This window comes from Streptomyces nanhaiensis, from assembly GCF_046614825.1.
Taxonomy (GTDB): Bacteria; Actinomycetota; Actinomycetes; order Streptomycetales; family Streptomycetaceae; genus Streptomyces; species Streptomyces radiopugnans.
This window is the reverse complement of the sequence record NZ_JBKJFM010000058.1, coordinates 1-15,147: the sequence shown is the minus strand read 5'-3', so window position 1 is coordinate 15,147 and position 15,147 is coordinate 1. Positions and strand designations below refer to the sequence as shown.

Below are 15,147 nucleotides of genomic sequence, written 5' to 3'. Positions count from 1 at the left end.
ATGGGTCACTCCGCCGAGCTGCTGGCGCGGGCCAGGGCGCTGCTGGAGGCCCATCCCGTCGCCGACGGCCACAACGACCTGCCGTGGGCGCTGCGCGAGCAGGTGGCGTACGACCTGGACCGGCGCGACATCGCCGGGGACCAGTCGGCCCATCTGCACACCGACATCCCGCGGCTGCGCGCGGGCGGGGTGGGGGCGCAGTTCTGGTCGGTCTACGTGCGCACCGACCTGACCGGCGACGCCGCCGTCAGCGCCTGCCTGGAGCAGATCGACGTGGTGCGGCGGCTGGCCGACCGCCACCCGGCCGACCTCAGGCTCGCCTTCACCGCCGACGACATGGAGGCGGCCCGCGCCGAGGGCCGCATCGCCTCCCTGACGGGCGCCGAGGGCGGCCACTCCATCAACAACTCCCTGGCCACACTGCGTGCCCTGTACCGGCTGGGTGTGCGCTACATGACACTCACCCACAACGACACCATCGACTGGGCGGACTCGGCCACCGACACCCCGCGCCACGACGGCCTGACCCGCTTCGGCGAGGAGGTCGTGCGTGAGATGAACCGGCTGGGGATGCTGGTGGACCTCTCCCATGTGGCGCCCGCCACCATGCGCGACGCCCTGCGGGTGACGACGGCGCCGGTGGTCTTCTCGCACTCCTCGGCCCGCGCGGTGTGCGACCACCCGCGCAACGTCCCCGACGACGTGCTGGAGCGGCTTCCGGTCAACGGCGGTGTGGCGATGGCCACATTCGTGCCGAAGTTCGTGCTGCCCGCCGCCGTCGCCTGGACCGAGGCCGCCGACGAGAACATGCGCGCCCACGGCCTTCACCCCCTGGACGGCAGCGAGAGGGGCCTGGCGGTCCAGCGCGCGTACGAGGAGGCCAACCCGCGCCCGGTGGCCACGGCGGCGACGGTCGCCGACCACCTGGACCACATGCGCGAGGTCGCGGGCATCGACCACATCGGCATCGGCGGCGACTTCGACGGCACGGCCTTCACCCCGTCCGATCTGAGCGATGTGTCCGGATATCCGCATCTGGTGGCCGAGTTGCTGGACCGCCGCTGGTCCGAGGCCGACCTCGCGAAGCTCACCTGGAAGAACGCGGTGCGCGTGCTGCGCGACGCGGAGGCGGTCGCCCGCCACGAGCGGACCAGGCGCGGCCCGTCGATCGCCACCATCGGACAGCTCGACGGATAGCTCCTTGACCTCCTCGTGATTCAACTCACGAGCCGGCCCTCCCCGGTACGTCGCTCTGCGTGCCGGTGGAGGGCCTTCTGCGTCATCGCCCCTGGCAGTGGCGAGAAGTGACAGCGCGTCAGAGGCGGGTTCCGCCACTCTTCGGGAAGTGAACGCAGCGGACGGTGACGATCCGACGATCATCAAAGCCTTCGAAACGGGCGTCCTGTGACCCATCGGCTTGTATCGGCGGAAACGATGTGTCTACCGTTCTGGCCGTGCCGTACGAATGTGCGGCGGCCCGCTGTCGAACGCCGAATCCTGTCAACGGCGGCGGGCTGGACCATCCACACCACCCGATGACAGGAGCGGGGGACCCAAGGTAAGTCGCCGTCCCGGGCTCATACGGGACGGCTTGGGGTGAAGCCATGCCGCGCGCCACGCGCCGCGGCACACATGGCCGGGCAACTCCAGCCCGAACCCGACAGCTCACCTCGCAGGCGTAGGAGAAGGAGCACACCTATGTCCGCACGCGGACGTCACCGTCGTATGCGCAACAGCCGTCTCACCCGCCTGTCGCTCGCCATCTCCGTGGGCGGCGCCGGCATGGCCCTTCCCCTCATGGCCGCCGGCGGAGCCAACGCGGCCTCCGTCGAGACCTGGGACAAGGTCGCCCAGTGCGAGAGCACGGGCAACTGGAGCATCAACACCGGCAACGGTTTCTACGGCGGCCTGCAGTTCACGCAGAGCACCTGGGCCGCCTTCGGCGGTACCCAGTACGCGCCGCGTGCCGACCTCGCCACCAAGGACCAGCAGATCGCCGTCGCCGAGAAGGTGCTGGCGGGACAGGGCCCGGGCGCCTGGCCCGTGTGCTCGGTCAAGGCCGGCCTGACCAAGGGCGGTCCCGCCCCGGCCGTCTCCCCCGACGGCCAGAGCAACCCCACCGAGCAGAAGGAGCAGGCCCCGGCCGCCGCTCCGAAGGCCGAGGCCGAGCCGAAGCAGCAGAAGACCCAGGCCGCGCCGCAGCGCGCGGACCGCGGTGAGCGCGCCCACGGCCACAGCCACAGCCACGACCACGGCGCCGGCGCCGGCACCTCCTACGAGGTCGTCGGCGGCGACACCCTCTCCAAGATCGCCAACGCCCAGGGCGTCCAGGGCGGCTGGGAGCGCATCTACGAGGACAACCGCCAGGTCATCGGCGACAACCCGAACCTGATCTTCCCGGGTCAGGAGCTCACCCTGGGCGGCGCCGCCACCCAGCAGAAGGCCGCGGCCAAGCCCGAGGCCAAGCCCGAGGCCAAGCCGGCCCCGAAGGCCGCCCCCAAGGCCGAGAAGACCGAGAAGGCCGAGGCCGTGCAGCAGTCGGCCGAGCGCGCCGACCGCAGTGACCGCGGTGCGGTCACCGGCTACACCGCTCCGGTGAACGCCGCTCCGTCCGGCTCCTACAAGGCCTCCGGCGCCCGTTGGTCCAACGGCCACACCGGTGAGGACTTCGCCGCCGCCTCCGGCACCCCGGTGAAGGCCGTCACCAGCGGCACCGTGGTCTCCGCCGGCTGGGGCGGGGCCTACGGCAACCAGGTCGTCATCCGTCACAACGACGGCCGGTACAGCCAGTACGGCCACCTGTCCTCGCTGTCGGTCAGCGCCGGCCAGACGGTCAGCGCCGGCCAGCAGATCGGCGCCGTCGGCTCCACCGGCAACAGCACCGGTCCGCACCTGCACTTCGAGATCCGTACCGCCCCCGGTTACGGCTCGGACATCGACCCCCTGGCCTACCTGCGGGCCAACGGCGTCAGCATCTGAGGGACCTGACCCTCACCGGCCCGGTCAACCGAGTCCGGAGCCGGTCGGGAGGCGGGCGGGGCAGGGGTGTGCGAACACCCCCGCCCCGCCCGCCTCTTCCTCGTTCCTCGCCCCGGCGCCCTGCCCCACCGCGCCCCGGCGGCCGGCCGTCTCACTCCACGCAGAGGCAGAAGGGGTGCCCGGCCGGGTCCCGGTAGACGCGGAAGTCGCGCTCGCCCCCGTCGCCCTGGAGGAGTTCGGCCCCCAGATCCAGCGCCTCCCGCTCGGCCGCGTCCAGCTCCTCGCGGGGCACGTAGAAGTCGAGGTGGAACTGCTGCGACCGCTCGGCGCTCGGCCACTGCGGCGGCACGTACCCGCGCGCCTCCTGGAAGGCGAACGTCCGGCCCTTCAGGGAGCCCGAGTCGAACGTCACCTCCACCCACCTGCCCTCGCCCTCGACCTTCCCTCCCAGCATCCGTGCGTAGAAGTCGGCGAGCCTCCCCGGTTCCGGGCAGTCCAGTACGACTACGTCCCGCAGTGTGGTGATGGCCATGGTGCTCTTCCCTCCTGTGCCGTGGATCACTGCTTCTGCTACCCGGTCTGCCGCCTGCTGACGACTTGATCCGGGAGCGCGCACCGCAGTGGCCGACGGCGCCTGGTCTGGTCCCGCCCCGAGGTGTGCGAGGCGCACGACCGCCGCCGGGCGTACCGCGACAGGAGCCCGGCGGGCCGCGGGCGCCGGTCGCCATGGCCGTCTGCGGCGGCCGGGCGAAGGTGCGGAAGTACCACGCACGGCGGTCCTCCGGTGACCGAGCCGCTCCCGGCGGGCCCCGCAGGCCCTGCGGGCGGAAGCCCGCGGGCGGGGAGCGGGCCCTACGCCGTCGGCCGGCCCAGCGCGCGGAAGGACCAGCCCGCCTTGCGCCACAGGACCGGGTCGAGGGTGTTGCGGCCGTCCAGGATGCGCTTGTGCGCCACGGCCTGGCCCAGCGCCTCCGGGTCGAGCTCCCCGAACTCGCGCCACTCCGTCAGATGCAGCACCACGTCCGCCCCGCGCACCGCCTCCGGCACGCTGTCCGCGTAGCCGAGGGTGGGGAAGACCCGCCGGGCGTTCTCCATGCCCTTGGGGTCGTAGACCGTCACCTGCCCGCCCTGCAGGTGGATCTGGCCCGCGACGTTCAGCGCCGGCGAGTCCCGTACGTCGTCGGAGTCCGGCTTGAAGGTCGCCCCCAGCACCGCCACGCGCTGCCCCAGGAACGTGCCGCCGACCGTCTCGCGGGCCAGCTCCACCATGTGGGAGCGGCGGCGCATGTTGATCGAGTCCACCTCGCGCAGGAACGTCAGCGCCTGGTCGGCGCCCAGCTCGCCCGCCCGCGCCATGAACGCGCGGATGTCCTTGGGCAGGCAGCCGCCGCCGAAACCGATCCCGGCGCGCAGGAACTTCCGCCCGATCCGGTCGTCGTACCCGATGGCCTCCGCCAGCTTCACCACGTCGCCGCCGGCCGCCTCGCAGACCTCGGCCATGGCGTTGATGAACGAGATCTTGGTGGCCAGGAAGGAGTTCGCGGCGGTCTTCACCAGCTCCGCCGTCGGGAAGTCGGCGACGACGAACGGCGAGCCCTCGGCCACCGGCTTCGCGTACACCTCGCGCAGCAGCTCCTCCGCGCGCGCCGAGCGCACCCCCACCACGATGCGGTCCGGGCGCAGGGTGTCCTCCACGGCGAAGCCCTCGCGCAGGAACTCCGGGTTCCACGCAAGCTCCGCCGCGTCGCCCGCAGGGGCCAGCTCCGCCAGCCGCCTGGCCAGCCGGTCCGCGCTGCCCACCGGCACCGTGGACTTGCCCACCACCAGGGCGGGCCGCGCCAGGTGCGGGGCCAGGGAGTCCAGCGCGCTGTCCACGTAGGACATGTCGCACGCGTACTCGCCCTGCTTCTGGGGGGTGTTCACACAGACGAAGTGGACGTCCCCGAACGCGCCCACCTCCTCCCAGGAGGTGGTGAAGCGCAGCCGCCCGGTCGAGCCCGCCACCCCGGCGACATGGCGGCGCAGCAGCTCCTCCAGACCGGGCTCGTAGAACGGCACCCGTCCCGCGGACAGCGTCTCGACCTTCTCCGGCACCACGTCCAGGCCCAGCACCTCGAAGCCCAGCTCGGCCATGGCGGCGGCGTGCGTCGCGCCGAGGTAACCGGTGCCGATCACGGTGATTCTGAGGGCCATGGACTGCTCCTGGGACGCGGGCGAGGTGCTGCCCGTGAGCATATCCGGCCGCCGCCGGGGCGGGCGGGGGCCGAGGGGGGAGCCCGCGGGGCCGGTGTCGGCAAACTCATGTATCCGTGGAGACGGCGGACCACTAGAATTGTGTTACTTAACGGTAGTTAGCAGCAGCGCACCCAGGGAGTGAGACACCGTGGCGGGATCGACCGACTTCGACCTCTACCGTCCGTCGGAGGAGCACGACATGCTCCGCGAATCGGTGCGCTCGCTCGCCGAGGCGAAGATCGCGCCCTTCGCGGCCGAGGTGGACGAACAGGGCCGCTTCCCGCAGGAGGCCCTGGACGCGCTGGTCGCCAACGACCTGCACGCCGTCCACGTACCCGAGTCCTACGGCGGTGCGGGCGCCGACGCGCTCGCCACCGTCATCGTGATCGAGGAGGTCGCCCGCGTCTGCGCCTCGTCCTCCCTGATCCCGGCCGTCAACAAGCTCGGCTCCCTCCCGGTGGTCCTGTCCGGCTCCGAGGAGCTCAAGAGCAAGTACCTCGCCCCGCTGGCCAAGGGCGACGCGATGTTCTCCTACTGCCTCTCCGAGCCGGAGGCCGGCTCGGACGCCGCGGGCATGAAGACCCGCGCCGTGCGCGACGGGGACTTCTGGGTGCTCAACGGCGTCAAGCGCTGGATCACCAACGCCGGCGTCAGCGAGTACTACACCGTGATGGCCGTCACCGACCCCGCCAAGCGCTCCAAGGGCATCTCGGCCTTCGTGGTGGAGAAGGGCGACGAGGGCGTCTCCTTCGGCGCCCCGGAGAAGAAGCTCGGTATCAAGGGCTCCCCGACCCGCGAGGTCTACTTCGACAACGTCCGCATCCCCGCCGACCGCATGATCGGCGAGGAGGGCACCGGCTTCGCCACCGCGATGAAGACCCTGGACCACACCCGCATCACCATCGCGGCCCAGGCCCTCGGCATCGCCCAGGGCGCGCTGGACTACGCCAAGGGCTACGTCGCCGAGCGCAAGCAGTTCGGCAAGCCGATCGGCGACTTCCAGGGCGTGCAGTTCATGCTCGCCGACATGGCGATGAAGCTGGAGGCCGCCCGCCAGCTCACCTACGCCGCCGCCGCCCGCTCCGAGCGCGTCACCCTCGGCGCCGACGGCAGGGCGGAGGACCTGACCTTCTACGGCGCCGCAGCCAAGTGCTACGCCTCCGACGCCGCCATGGAGATCACCACGGACGCCGTCCAGCTCCTCGGCGGCTACGGCTACACCCGCGACTACCCGGTCGAGCGCATGATGCGCGACGCCAAGATCACCCAGATCTACGAGGGCACCAACCAGGTCCAGCGCATCGTCATGGCCCGCAACCTGCCGTAGGACGCCGTTCCCGCCGCACGGGACCGCACCGCAGCACGACCGCGGCCCAGGGGGCACCCCTTCGGGGGTGCCCCCTGTCGTTTCCCGCCACCGCTCCCGCCCCTCCCGGGCTCGGGAGCCCCCGGGACCCGGGAAGGAGACGCGTGTGGGCCCCGGACCGGGCGGTCCGGGGCCCACACGTTCACATGGCCATGGTGGCGTCTTCCCCGCGCGGGCGGGTTCAGTCGGCCCTGACCGTGACCTTCTCACCGTTCTTCAGCTGTCCGACGAGCTGCTTGACCCTGGCCATGTCCCACTTGAGCGAGCCCTGCGGCGCGGAGCCCGCTATCGGCATGTTCATCGAGGTGCCCTCGCCGCCCGAGACGCCCTTCATGGCCCAGAACATCGAGGCGAGGTCGAACAGGCCCATGTCCTCGTCCACGATCAGGGTGTCCAGCCCCGCGCCCAGCGTCGGGTAGAGCCTGAAGGGGTTGATGACCGTGGAGGGGGTGGCGGCCTGGTTCGCCAGGGCGGAGAGGAACTTCTGCTGGTTCTTGGTGCGTTCCAGGTCGCTGCCGGCCTCGTAGCGGTTGCGGACGAAGGCCAGGGCCTGGGCGCCGTCGAGGGTCTGGCGGCCCTTCTTGAAGTCGGCGCCGGAGTTCTTGTCCTTGATGTCGCGGGGGATGTCCATCTCCACGCCGCCCAGGGCGTCCACGATGGAGGCGAAGCCGCCGAAGCCGATCTCCGCGTAGTGGTCTATGTGCAGGCCGGTGTTGTACTCGACGGTGCGGACCAGCAGGGTGGCGCCGTCCATGGAGTAGGCGGCGTTGAGCTTGCGCGCACCGGGGGAGGGGAAGGTCTTGCCGCTCTCGGAGCCCTTGAACTCCGGGATGGTTACCCAGGAGTCGCGGGGCAGGGAGATCATCGTGTTCCCCTCGGGGCCCACATGCAGGATGATCATGGAGTCGGTGCGCTTGCCCTCCGCCGAGCCGGTGCGGAGTTTCTTCCTGTCCTCGTCCGACAGGCCTTCGCGGCTGTCGGAGCCGACTATGAGGTACGTGGTGCCCTCGCCCTTCTCGGGCCGGTCCATGACCGTGCTCAGGTCCACCTCCCGGCGCAGCTTGGAATCGGCCCAGAAGTACGTGCCGACCGACCACACCAGCAGCACGACGAGCAGTGTGACGAGCCCGGTCTTGAACCGGCGGCCCCAGTCCGGCGCCGGTCTCGCACCGCCGTAGCCGGGTGCGGCGGGCTCGCCCGGGCCGCCGCCCGCGTAACCCGAACCGGCGTATACCTGGCCCGTGTTGTAGCCGGAGTCGTAGCTCGCGTGGCCGCCGTAACCGTAGCCGCCGCCGGGGTCGTTGCCGGGTCCGGTCGTCGGTACGGCGCGGTTGGGAACCGGGCGCGGGCCGACGCCGCCGCTGTTGGGCCAGTCAGTCATGGGAGGCAGTGTGCCCCCTCGGGCCGGGCGCGCCATAGACAGGGGGGCGGAACAGAAGCGCGGCTGTTGCAGAGCTGATGCAATGCGGGGGCGGGCGGGTCCGGCGGGGAGCGCACGGGATCCCACCGGGCCACCCGGTTCCGCCCGGGACGGGCGGCTTAGGGTGGAAGCATGACCACTCAGGCCCAGGCCACCCAGCAAGAACTGCCGGGCAAGCCCACAGCGGCGTCCCGCACCACCCTGTCCCACATCATGACGGGGAACGACACCAATCTCCTCGGCACCGTCCACGGCGGTGTGATCATGAAACTGGTCGACGACGCGGCGGGCGCGGTCGCCGGCCGGCACTCGGGAGGTCCGGCGGTCACGGCGTCGATGGACGAGATGGTCTTCCTGGAGCCGGTCCGGGTGGGCGATCTGGTGCATGTGAAGGCACAGGTGAACTGGACCGGCCGGTCCTCGATGGAGGTCGGCGTGCGGGTGCTGGCCGAGCGCTGGAACGAGTCCACGCCCGCCACCCAGGTCGCCTCCGCCTACCTGGTGTTCACCGCGGTCGACGAGAACGGCCGGCCGAGGCCCGTACCGCCGGTGGTCCCCGAGACCGAGCGCGACGAGCGGCGCCGGCAGGAGGCGCAGATCCGGCGTACGCACCGGCTCGCCAGGCGCCGCGCCATCAAGGAACTGCGCGACCGGCGGGCGGCCGAGGGCATGACGGAGGACTGAGGGCCGCCGCCCGGGCCCGCCGGCGCGTACGGACCCGTCGGCGCGTACGGCCCGGCCCCGCGGTCACGGGCAGACGACCTCGTCGCCCGTGACCGCCTCTGCGCCGGCGCCCCCGCCCTCCGGGCGCGCGGACTCCTCCGCGCCCTCCGCCTCCGGCGCCGGGCTCGCGGAGGACTCGGGGGCGTGGCGCACCCGCAGCACCCCGCGGTGGTCGGTGCCCAGCACGACATCCATCACCCGCCCCTGCCCCTTGACCTCCTCCAGCTCCGCGCCGGGCAGCGCGGTGGCCAGGGCGCGCGCCGAGCGGTCCCATTCGGGGTCGTGGCGGATGACCGTCCGCCGTACGTCCTGCCTCTTCGCGCCGCGCGGGGTGCCGGTGGTGTCGAAACCGGTGGCGCGCAGCTCGCGGTCCACCCGCGCCCCGAGGGCGGCGACCGGCGTGCCGTTCTCGATCTGCACCCGGATCTTCGCCGGGTCCACCCGGACCGGAAGAGGGCCGGACGGACGCTGCGCGCTCCGGCGCTCCGCCGCGCCCGGCTCCTCGTCCAGGTTCTTTCCGCCGTGCCCGGCCGCGTGTCCCGTGCCGCGCCCCGCGCCCGCCGCGGTGCCGGGCGACAGCGGCCGGTCCTGGCGCAGCGCCGCGAACAGCTTCCCGGCCTTCTCCTCGTCCCAGGTCACGGTCGAGCCGATGCCGGGCACGCTGTGGTCGGGGTCGTCCAGGGGCACCGAGGCGAACTCGGAGGAGGCCACCGTGAAGCCGCGCATCGCCCGTCCCAGGGCCAGCAGTTCACGGGCGCCGAAGTCCCGGTCGGCGCGCACCGATCCCAGGAGCGCCGAGGCGACCCGGTTGAGCCGGGCGGGGTTCGTCAGCACCTCGCTCCCGGTCACCTCGTCGATCACGGAGGCCAGGAAGCGCTGCTGGCGTTTGATGCGGCCGAGGTCGCCCTCGGCGTCGACGTGCCGGGCGCGGACGTACTGCAGGGCCCGGCCGCCGTCGAGCCGGGTGGTGCCGGCCGGCAGGTCGAGGCCGCTGCGGCTGTCGGTCAGCGGCCGGGTGGTGCACACCGGGACGCCGCCCAGGGCGTCGACGGTCCGCATGAAGCTGGTGAAGTCGACCTCCAGGTAGTGGTCGACGCGCACCCCCGTCATCTTCTCGACCGTGCGTACCGTCAGGTGCGGCCCGCCCAGCGAGTAGGCGGCGTTGATCTTCCCGGTGCGGCCGGTGCGGAGCTCGCCGGTGGCGGGGTCGGTGTGCTCGGGGAACTCGGTGTACGAGTCGCGGGGGATGCTCACCACGCTGGCCCGGTCGCGGTCGGCGGACAGGTGCACCAGCATGAGCGTGTCGGTGCAGTTGCACGGGGTCCCGCCCAGGGAGTACCGCCGCCGCTCCTCCTCGGTGACGGTGTCGCGCCCGTCGGTGCCGACGACCAGGAAGTTGAGGCCGTCGCCGTTCTGGGGGCGGTGGCTGAGCCCGTGGAAGGGGTCCACCCGCTTCAGCCGGCCGTCCAGCCCGGAGACCAGCGCGTGGCCGATGCCGCCGGCCATGAGCACCATCACCGAGACGGCGGTGGCCGCCCGGGCGCCCCAGCGGGACAGACCCCGCCGCTTCGGCCGGGGACGGGCGTGGCGACCGCGCTGACGGGACCGTGCGGGCATCGGGGAAGCACCTCCGTGGCGGTGGGGGCCAGGAAGCGGCCAACATAGGCCCATACGATCTACGGACCGCCGGTCCCACGCCGCCCGCCGTCCGCGGCCACCCGGCTGCCGTGCGAGCGGGTCACCCGATCGCGGTACCGTGACCCGGTGAGCTCTCCTGTCGAACCCACCTCCCCGGCCGCGGCGCCGCCCGCGGTCTCCGTGATCATGCCGGTGCTCAACGAGGAGCGGCATCTGCGCAGCTCGGTGCGGCACATCCTGGAGCAGGACTACGCCGGCGAGCTGGAGGTCGTGATCGCGCTCGGTCCCTCCGGGGACCGCACCGACTCCATCGCCGCCGAACTGGTCCGCGAGGATCCGAGGGTGCGCACCGTGCCCAACCCCACCGGCCGCACCCCCGCCGGTCTCAACGCGGCCATCGCCGCCTCCCGCCACCCGGTCGTGGTGCGGGTGGACGGGCACGGGATGCTCTCGCCGAACTACATCGCCACCGCCGTGCGGCTGCTGGAGGAGACCGGCGCGGCCAACGTCGGCGGCATCATGCACGCCGAGGGCGAGAACGACTGGGAGAAGGCCGTGGCCGCCGCCATGACCTCCAGGATCGGGGTGGGCAACGCGGCCTTCCACACCGGCGGCGAGGCGGGCGAGGCCGAGACGGTCTACCTGGGCGTCTTCCGCCGCGAGGTGCTGGAGCGGCAGGGCGGTTACAACGAGGAGTTCATCCGGGCGCAGGACTGGGAGCTGAACTTCCGCATCCGCCAGGACGGCGGGCTGATCTGGTTCTCGCCGGAGCTGCTGGTCTCCTACCGCCCCCGGCCCAGCGTCCGCGCACTGGCCAAGCAGTACCGCAACTACGGCCGCTGGCGGCACGTGGTGGCCCGCTACCACTCGGGCTCGATCAACCTGCGCTACCTGGCGCCGCCGGCGGCCGTACTCGCCGTCGGAGCGGGCCTGGTGGCGGGCGTGCTGGTCACACCGTGGGCCCTGGTCCTCCCCGGCGGCTACCTGGCGGCCATCACCGCGGGATCGGTCCCGGCGGGCAGGGGGCTGCCGCTCGGGGCGCGGGTGCGCATCCCGCTGGCGCTGGCCACCATGCACATGTCCTGGGGCTGGGGCTTTCTGACGAGCCCCCGGAAACTGGCGGAGAAGGTGAAGGCCGCACGCCGGGAGCCGGTGACGGCCGGCGGCTGACCCGGCTTCCCCGCGGGCCGTGCCCCGGAGCCACGGCAGGACGGGGCTCCGGGGCACGGCCCGTCCCGGCACTGGTCCCGGATCCGGCCCCTGCCGCTTCGCCGGGGCGCCGGATCACCAGGTGTGGGCGGGGTTGACGTTCATGCACTTCTCGTCGTCGCCGTTGAGCGCGTTCGCGCTCTCGGGGGCGCCGCGCTCGTCGTCCTCCTCGGCCGCGGGCTGCCCGGTGTAGGCGCTCCCCTCCCGCCAGTCGGCGCCGATCACCAGGGTGACCCGCTCGACTCCGGCGGACTGGCGCACGGACCGCTCGGGCAGGCCCAGGGCCTTGGCCACGGCCAGGGCGTCACCGTGCAGGTCCTCGCTCGGGTACGACACCGTGGTGTCGGCCTGGGGAGCCTCCTCCGCGTCGGCCCCGGCCTGGGCGAAGCCGAGCCGCCGCAACTCCTCGGCGATGGCCCCGGCACGGCCGTTGACGGGGCCGAGGGTGACGGTACGGGTGCCGTTGCGGACGTCCACAGGGATCTCGCCGGCCGGAGCGGCGGGGTCGGAGGTCTTCTTCCGCTTCTTCGGCTTCTCGTCCCTGCCGTCGAGGGCGATGTCGTCCCGGATGAGGGAGAAGACCTTCTCGGCGTCGCCGGGCTTGGGCACCACGTAGCTGCCGCCGTCGGAGTACTCCCACGGCATGGTGACCATGGTGATCCGCTCGGTGGGGACCTGCTTGAGCTCGTTGGCCAGGTCGTAGAGGTCCTTGACGCCCTCGATGCCCTCGTCCACGGTGAGCGCCCTGGTCGCCGCCTCGGCGAGCGACCTGAGCTTGCCCGGGTCGGTGAGCTTGGTGCCCGCCTTGAGCTGGCGCACCATCGAGTTCATGTACATGTGCTGGGCCCGGGCCCGGCCGATGTCGCTGCCGTCCCCGAAACCGTGCCGGGTGCGCAGCCACTGGAGGGCCTTCTCCCCGGTGACGGTGGTGGTTCCCTCCTTCATGCGCAGGCCCGACCGCCGGTCGTGGACGTTGGCGTCCACGCAGACCGGGACACCGCCCACCGCGTCGGCCATGTCCACCACGCCCGCGAAGTCGATCATCATGAAGTGGTCGACGGGGATGCCGGTCAGCTCCATCCAGGTGGCGACCGTGCAGCCCGGTCCGCCGTACTGGAGACTGGAGTTGATCTTTCCGATGGTCTGCGGGTGCTCCGTCCCGTCCTCGGGATCGGTGCACTCGGGGATGGTCACCTTGGTGTCCCGGGGGACGCTGAGCACCGAGATGCTGTCGCGGTCGGCCGAGAGGTGCAGCAGCATCTGGACGTCGGCGAGCGGCTTGCGCCCCACATCGTCGCGGGAGCCGCCGAGTTCGAGGTTCCGCTCGGAGTTGCGGCTGTCGGACCCCAGCAGCAGGATGTTGAGGGGGGTGCGGCCCTCCGCGTTCTGCCGGTGCTTCAACTGGTTGTCGCCGAGGGTCAGCGGCTTCTTGGTGAGGTTGCCGTTGAGGTGCTCGTAGTAGAGGTAACCGGCGCCCGCCGTGCCGAGCACCAGTACGGAGAGGGAGAGCGCCGTCCAGCGCAGCACCCGCCCGCCGCGGCCCGTCCGCCGCTCCGGGCCGCCGGAGCGGCGGCCTCCGCCGGACGCGGGCGCCGCGTCCCCGGGACCGCCGGCCCCGCCCCCCTCGCTCTTCCCGGACTGCGCGGCCTTCACGGCCCCCTCCGGTTCCCCGGACTCGCCCGGCTCGTCGTACATGCTGTCGTTCCAGCCGAAGTCCTCCGGCCGGGGGGCGCGTTCGTGCGCGCCCCTCCCCCCTGTGGTGCGCTGCCCCAACGGGCCTTCTCCCTACGACTCGGCCCGTGCGCGGAAGCGGCGCGCGGGAATCACTTGGCGCATATCTTCTCGTCGGCTTCCACCTTCACCAGATCCTCCGGAGCCTTCGCCGGGGCGGCGATGGGGATGCCGGCGCCCTTGAAGTCGGCGCCCAGCGTCAGGGTCATCGGTGCGAGCGGTTCGGCGTCCTCGGTGCCCTGCTTCAGGGCGGAAGCGGGCAGGCCCATGAGGTCCGCGAGCTTGCGGGCCTGATCGGCCTGGTTGGGCCCGTACTCCAGCGTCGTCCTGTCGAGCTGCTCGGGCGCGTTGCCGCCGTTGCTGGACTTCAGCACGTTCTGGGTGTTCTGCAGCCAGGTGAGCGTCGTCTGCGCGGCCCCGGCGATCTCCCCGCCGTTGAGGACCTCCACACGTACGTCGGAGGCCGCGGCCCGCTCGCCCTTGAGCAGCGCCTCCTGCTCCTTCCTGGCCTTGTCCTTGGCGGCCTTCTCCTTCTCCTTCACCTCGGTGAAGGAGACGTCCTCCCGCAGCATCGCGAAGACCTGCGGGGCCTTGGTGGGGTCGGGCACGACCGTGGCCTTGACCCTCTCCGCGGGATTGTCGATCACCGGGAGCGTCAGGAAGGAGATGTTCTTGGTCTTGATGCCGCTGAGCTCCTTGCCCAGGTCGCTCAGCTTCTTGATGGTGCCTATGCCGGTGTCGACGGTGAGCGCCTTGGTGGCCGCGTCCGCCAGGCCCCACAGCTTGCCCGGGTCGGTGAGGGTGTCGTTCGACTTGAACTGGCGGATCATCGAACTCAGGAACTGCTGCTGGACCTTGATGCGGTCCAGGTCGCCGCTGTTTCCGAAGCTCTTGCGGGTGCGGACGAAGGCCAGGGCCTGCTCCCCCTCGACGACGCTCTCGCCGGCGGGGAGCTTCAGCTTGGAGTCGGGGTCGTCGACCGGTTTCTCCAGGCAGACCGGGACACCGCCGACCGCGGTCGTCAGCGTCTTGACGGCGTTGAAGTCCGCCATCATGAAGTGGTGTATGTCCAGCCCCGTCAGTTCGCTGACGGTGCGCATGGTGCAGCCCGGGTCCCGGCCCTCCTGGCCGAGGCTGGTGTTGAACCGGACGTCCCGCTCGCCCGGGACGACCTCGGTGCTGCCGTCCTCCCGCTTGGTCGGGCAGTCGGGGATGTCGGTCTTCAGGTCCCGGGGGATGCTCATCACGGTCGCGTTGGTGCGGTCCGCCGAGACGTGGAAGAGGAACGTGGTGTCGGCGTGGCCGGGGCTGTTCTTGTCGCCGTAGCCCTCGTTGCCCTTGCCGGTGCGCTTGTCGGTGCCGATCAGCAGGATGTTGAGCGGGCCGTCGCTGCCGAAGCCGCCCTCGGCGGCGTCGCCGACGTCGACGGTGTCGATGTTGCCGTTGAAGTGCTCGTAGGCGAGGTAGGCGGCGATCGCGGTACCGGTGACCAGGAATGCAGTCACGCCTCCCGTCCACAGCAGCGCCTTCTTCTTCGCGGACTTCTTCGGCCTGGCCTTGCGCCGTGATGCCGCCCGGCCGCCCGCGGCCTGGCGTGCGGCCGCGCGTCCGCCCGCCGCCTGATGGCGGCGCACGGGCCGGAGGCGGTGACGCTGCGCGCGCTCGGCAAGGAGCTGGGCCTGGTCCCCTCGGGCGTCTACCGGTACTACCCGTCGCGCAAGGAACTCCTGAGCGCCGTGGCCGGGGACCTGTACGCCGATCTGCTGGCCCGGCTGACCGAGGCGGCCGGGCCGCTGCCTCCGGGCCCGCGCGCCCTGCGCGCACTGGCCGCCGCCTACCGGGAGTG

General features: G+C 72.1%; 12 protein-coding genes and 1 riboswitch. Of the genes, 6 read left to right on the top strand and 6 right to left on the bottom strand.

The features are described 5' to 3' along the window. Both ACLIYP_RS14930 and ACLIYP_RS14925 read left to right on the top strand, forming a co-directional pair. On the top strand, positions 1–1,197 hold the full coding sequence (locus tag ACLIYP_RS14930; RefSeq protein ID WP_412713622.1) for a dipeptidase: 1,197 nt from the start codon (positions 1–3) through the stop codon (positions 1,195–1,197). Between the two features lie 319 nt (positions 1,198–1,516). Further along, positions 1,517–1,694, top strand: a riboswitch (cyclic di-AMP (ydaO/yuaA leader). Positions 1,695–1,698: 4 nt separating this feature from the next. Beyond that, positions 1,699–2,979, top strand: coding sequence for a transglycosylase family protein (locus ACLIYP_RS14925; RefSeq protein ID WP_412713621.1), 1,281 nt, complete (start codon positions 1,699–1,701; stop codon positions 2,977–2,979). Between the two features lie 151 nt (positions 2,980–3,130). On the opposite strand, the gene ACLIYP_RS14920 is transcribed toward ACLIYP_RS14925, so the two are convergent. Both ACLIYP_RS14920 and ACLIYP_RS14915 read right to left on the bottom strand, forming a co-directional pair. Next, positions 3,131–3,511 (bottom strand): VOC family protein, encoded by a 381-nt coding sequence (locus tag ACLIYP_RS14920; RefSeq protein ID WP_412713620.1) that lies wholly within the window; start codon positions 3,509–3,511, stop codon positions 3,131–3,133. Positions 3,512–3,831: 320 nt separating this feature from the next. Beyond that, on the bottom strand, positions 3,832–5,172 hold the full coding sequence (locus tag ACLIYP_RS14915) for a UDP-glucose dehydrogenase family protein (RefSeq protein WP_412713619.1): 1,341 nt from the start codon (positions 5,170–5,172) through the stop codon (positions 3,832–3,834). Positions 5,173–5,362: 190 nt separating this feature from the next. On the opposite strand from ACLIYP_RS14915, the gene ACLIYP_RS14910 reads away from it, so the two are divergent. Continuing rightward, positions 5,363–6,541: an acyl-CoA dehydrogenase gene (locus tag ACLIYP_RS14910; RefSeq protein WP_412713618.1), complete on the top strand. Its 1,179-nt coding sequence runs from the start codon at positions 5,363–5,365 to the stop codon at positions 6,539–6,541. Between the two features lie 220 nt (positions 6,542–6,761). Here ACLIYP_RS14910 and ACLIYP_RS14905 read toward each other — a convergent pair whose 3' ends face one another. Continuing rightward, on the bottom strand, positions 6,762–7,961 hold the full coding sequence (locus tag ACLIYP_RS14905; protein ID WP_412713617.1) for an LCP family protein: 1,200 nt from the start codon (positions 7,959–7,961) through the stop codon (positions 6,762–6,764). Between the two features lie 171 nt (positions 7,962–8,132). Between ACLIYP_RS14905 and ACLIYP_RS14900 the strand changes: the two genes are divergently transcribed. Continuing rightward, a complete protein-coding gene (locus tag ACLIYP_RS14900; protein ID WP_412713616.1) occupies positions 8,133–8,684 on the top strand; it encodes an acyl-CoA thioesterase in 552 nt (183 codons plus the stop codon). Between the two features lie 63 nt (positions 8,685–8,747). Here the strand turns inward: ACLIYP_RS14900 and ACLIYP_RS14895 are convergent, their stop codons facing one another. Beyond that, on the bottom strand, positions 8,748–10,340 hold the full coding sequence (locus ACLIYP_RS14895) for an LCP family protein (protein WP_412713615.1): 1,593 nt from the start codon (positions 10,338–10,340) through the stop codon (positions 8,748–8,750). 147 nt (positions 10,341–10,487) lie between these two features. Between ACLIYP_RS14895 and ACLIYP_RS14890 the strand changes: the two genes are divergently transcribed. Next, positions 10,488–11,531, top strand: coding sequence for a glycosyltransferase family 2 protein (locus ACLIYP_RS14890; RefSeq protein WP_412713614.1), 1,044 nt, complete (start codon positions 10,488–10,490; stop codon positions 11,529–11,531). Positions 11,532–11,645: 114 nt separating this feature from the next. Here ACLIYP_RS14890 and ACLIYP_RS14885 read toward each other — a convergent pair whose 3' ends face one another. Both ACLIYP_RS14885 and ACLIYP_RS14880 read right to left on the bottom strand, forming a co-directional pair. Then, positions 11,646–13,265 carry an LCP family protein gene (locus ACLIYP_RS14885; protein WP_412713633.1) on the bottom strand — a complete coding sequence of 540 codons (1,620 nt, stop codon included), beginning with the start codon at positions 13,263–13,265 and terminating at the stop codon, positions 11,646–11,648. A gap of 128 nt (positions 13,266–13,393) precedes the next feature. Continuing rightward, entirely contained in the window at positions 13,394–14,935 is a 1,542-nt protein-coding gene (locus ACLIYP_RS14880) for an LCP family protein (RefSeq protein WP_412713613.1), read from the bottom strand. Between the two features lie 12 nt (positions 14,936–14,947). Here ACLIYP_RS14880 and ACLIYP_RS14875 point away from each other — a divergent pair. Then, positions 14,948–15,147 (top strand): TetR/AcrR family transcriptional regulator (locus ACLIYP_RS14875; RefSeq protein ID WP_412713612.1); only part of this gene is annotated, 200 nt, incomplete at its 3' end.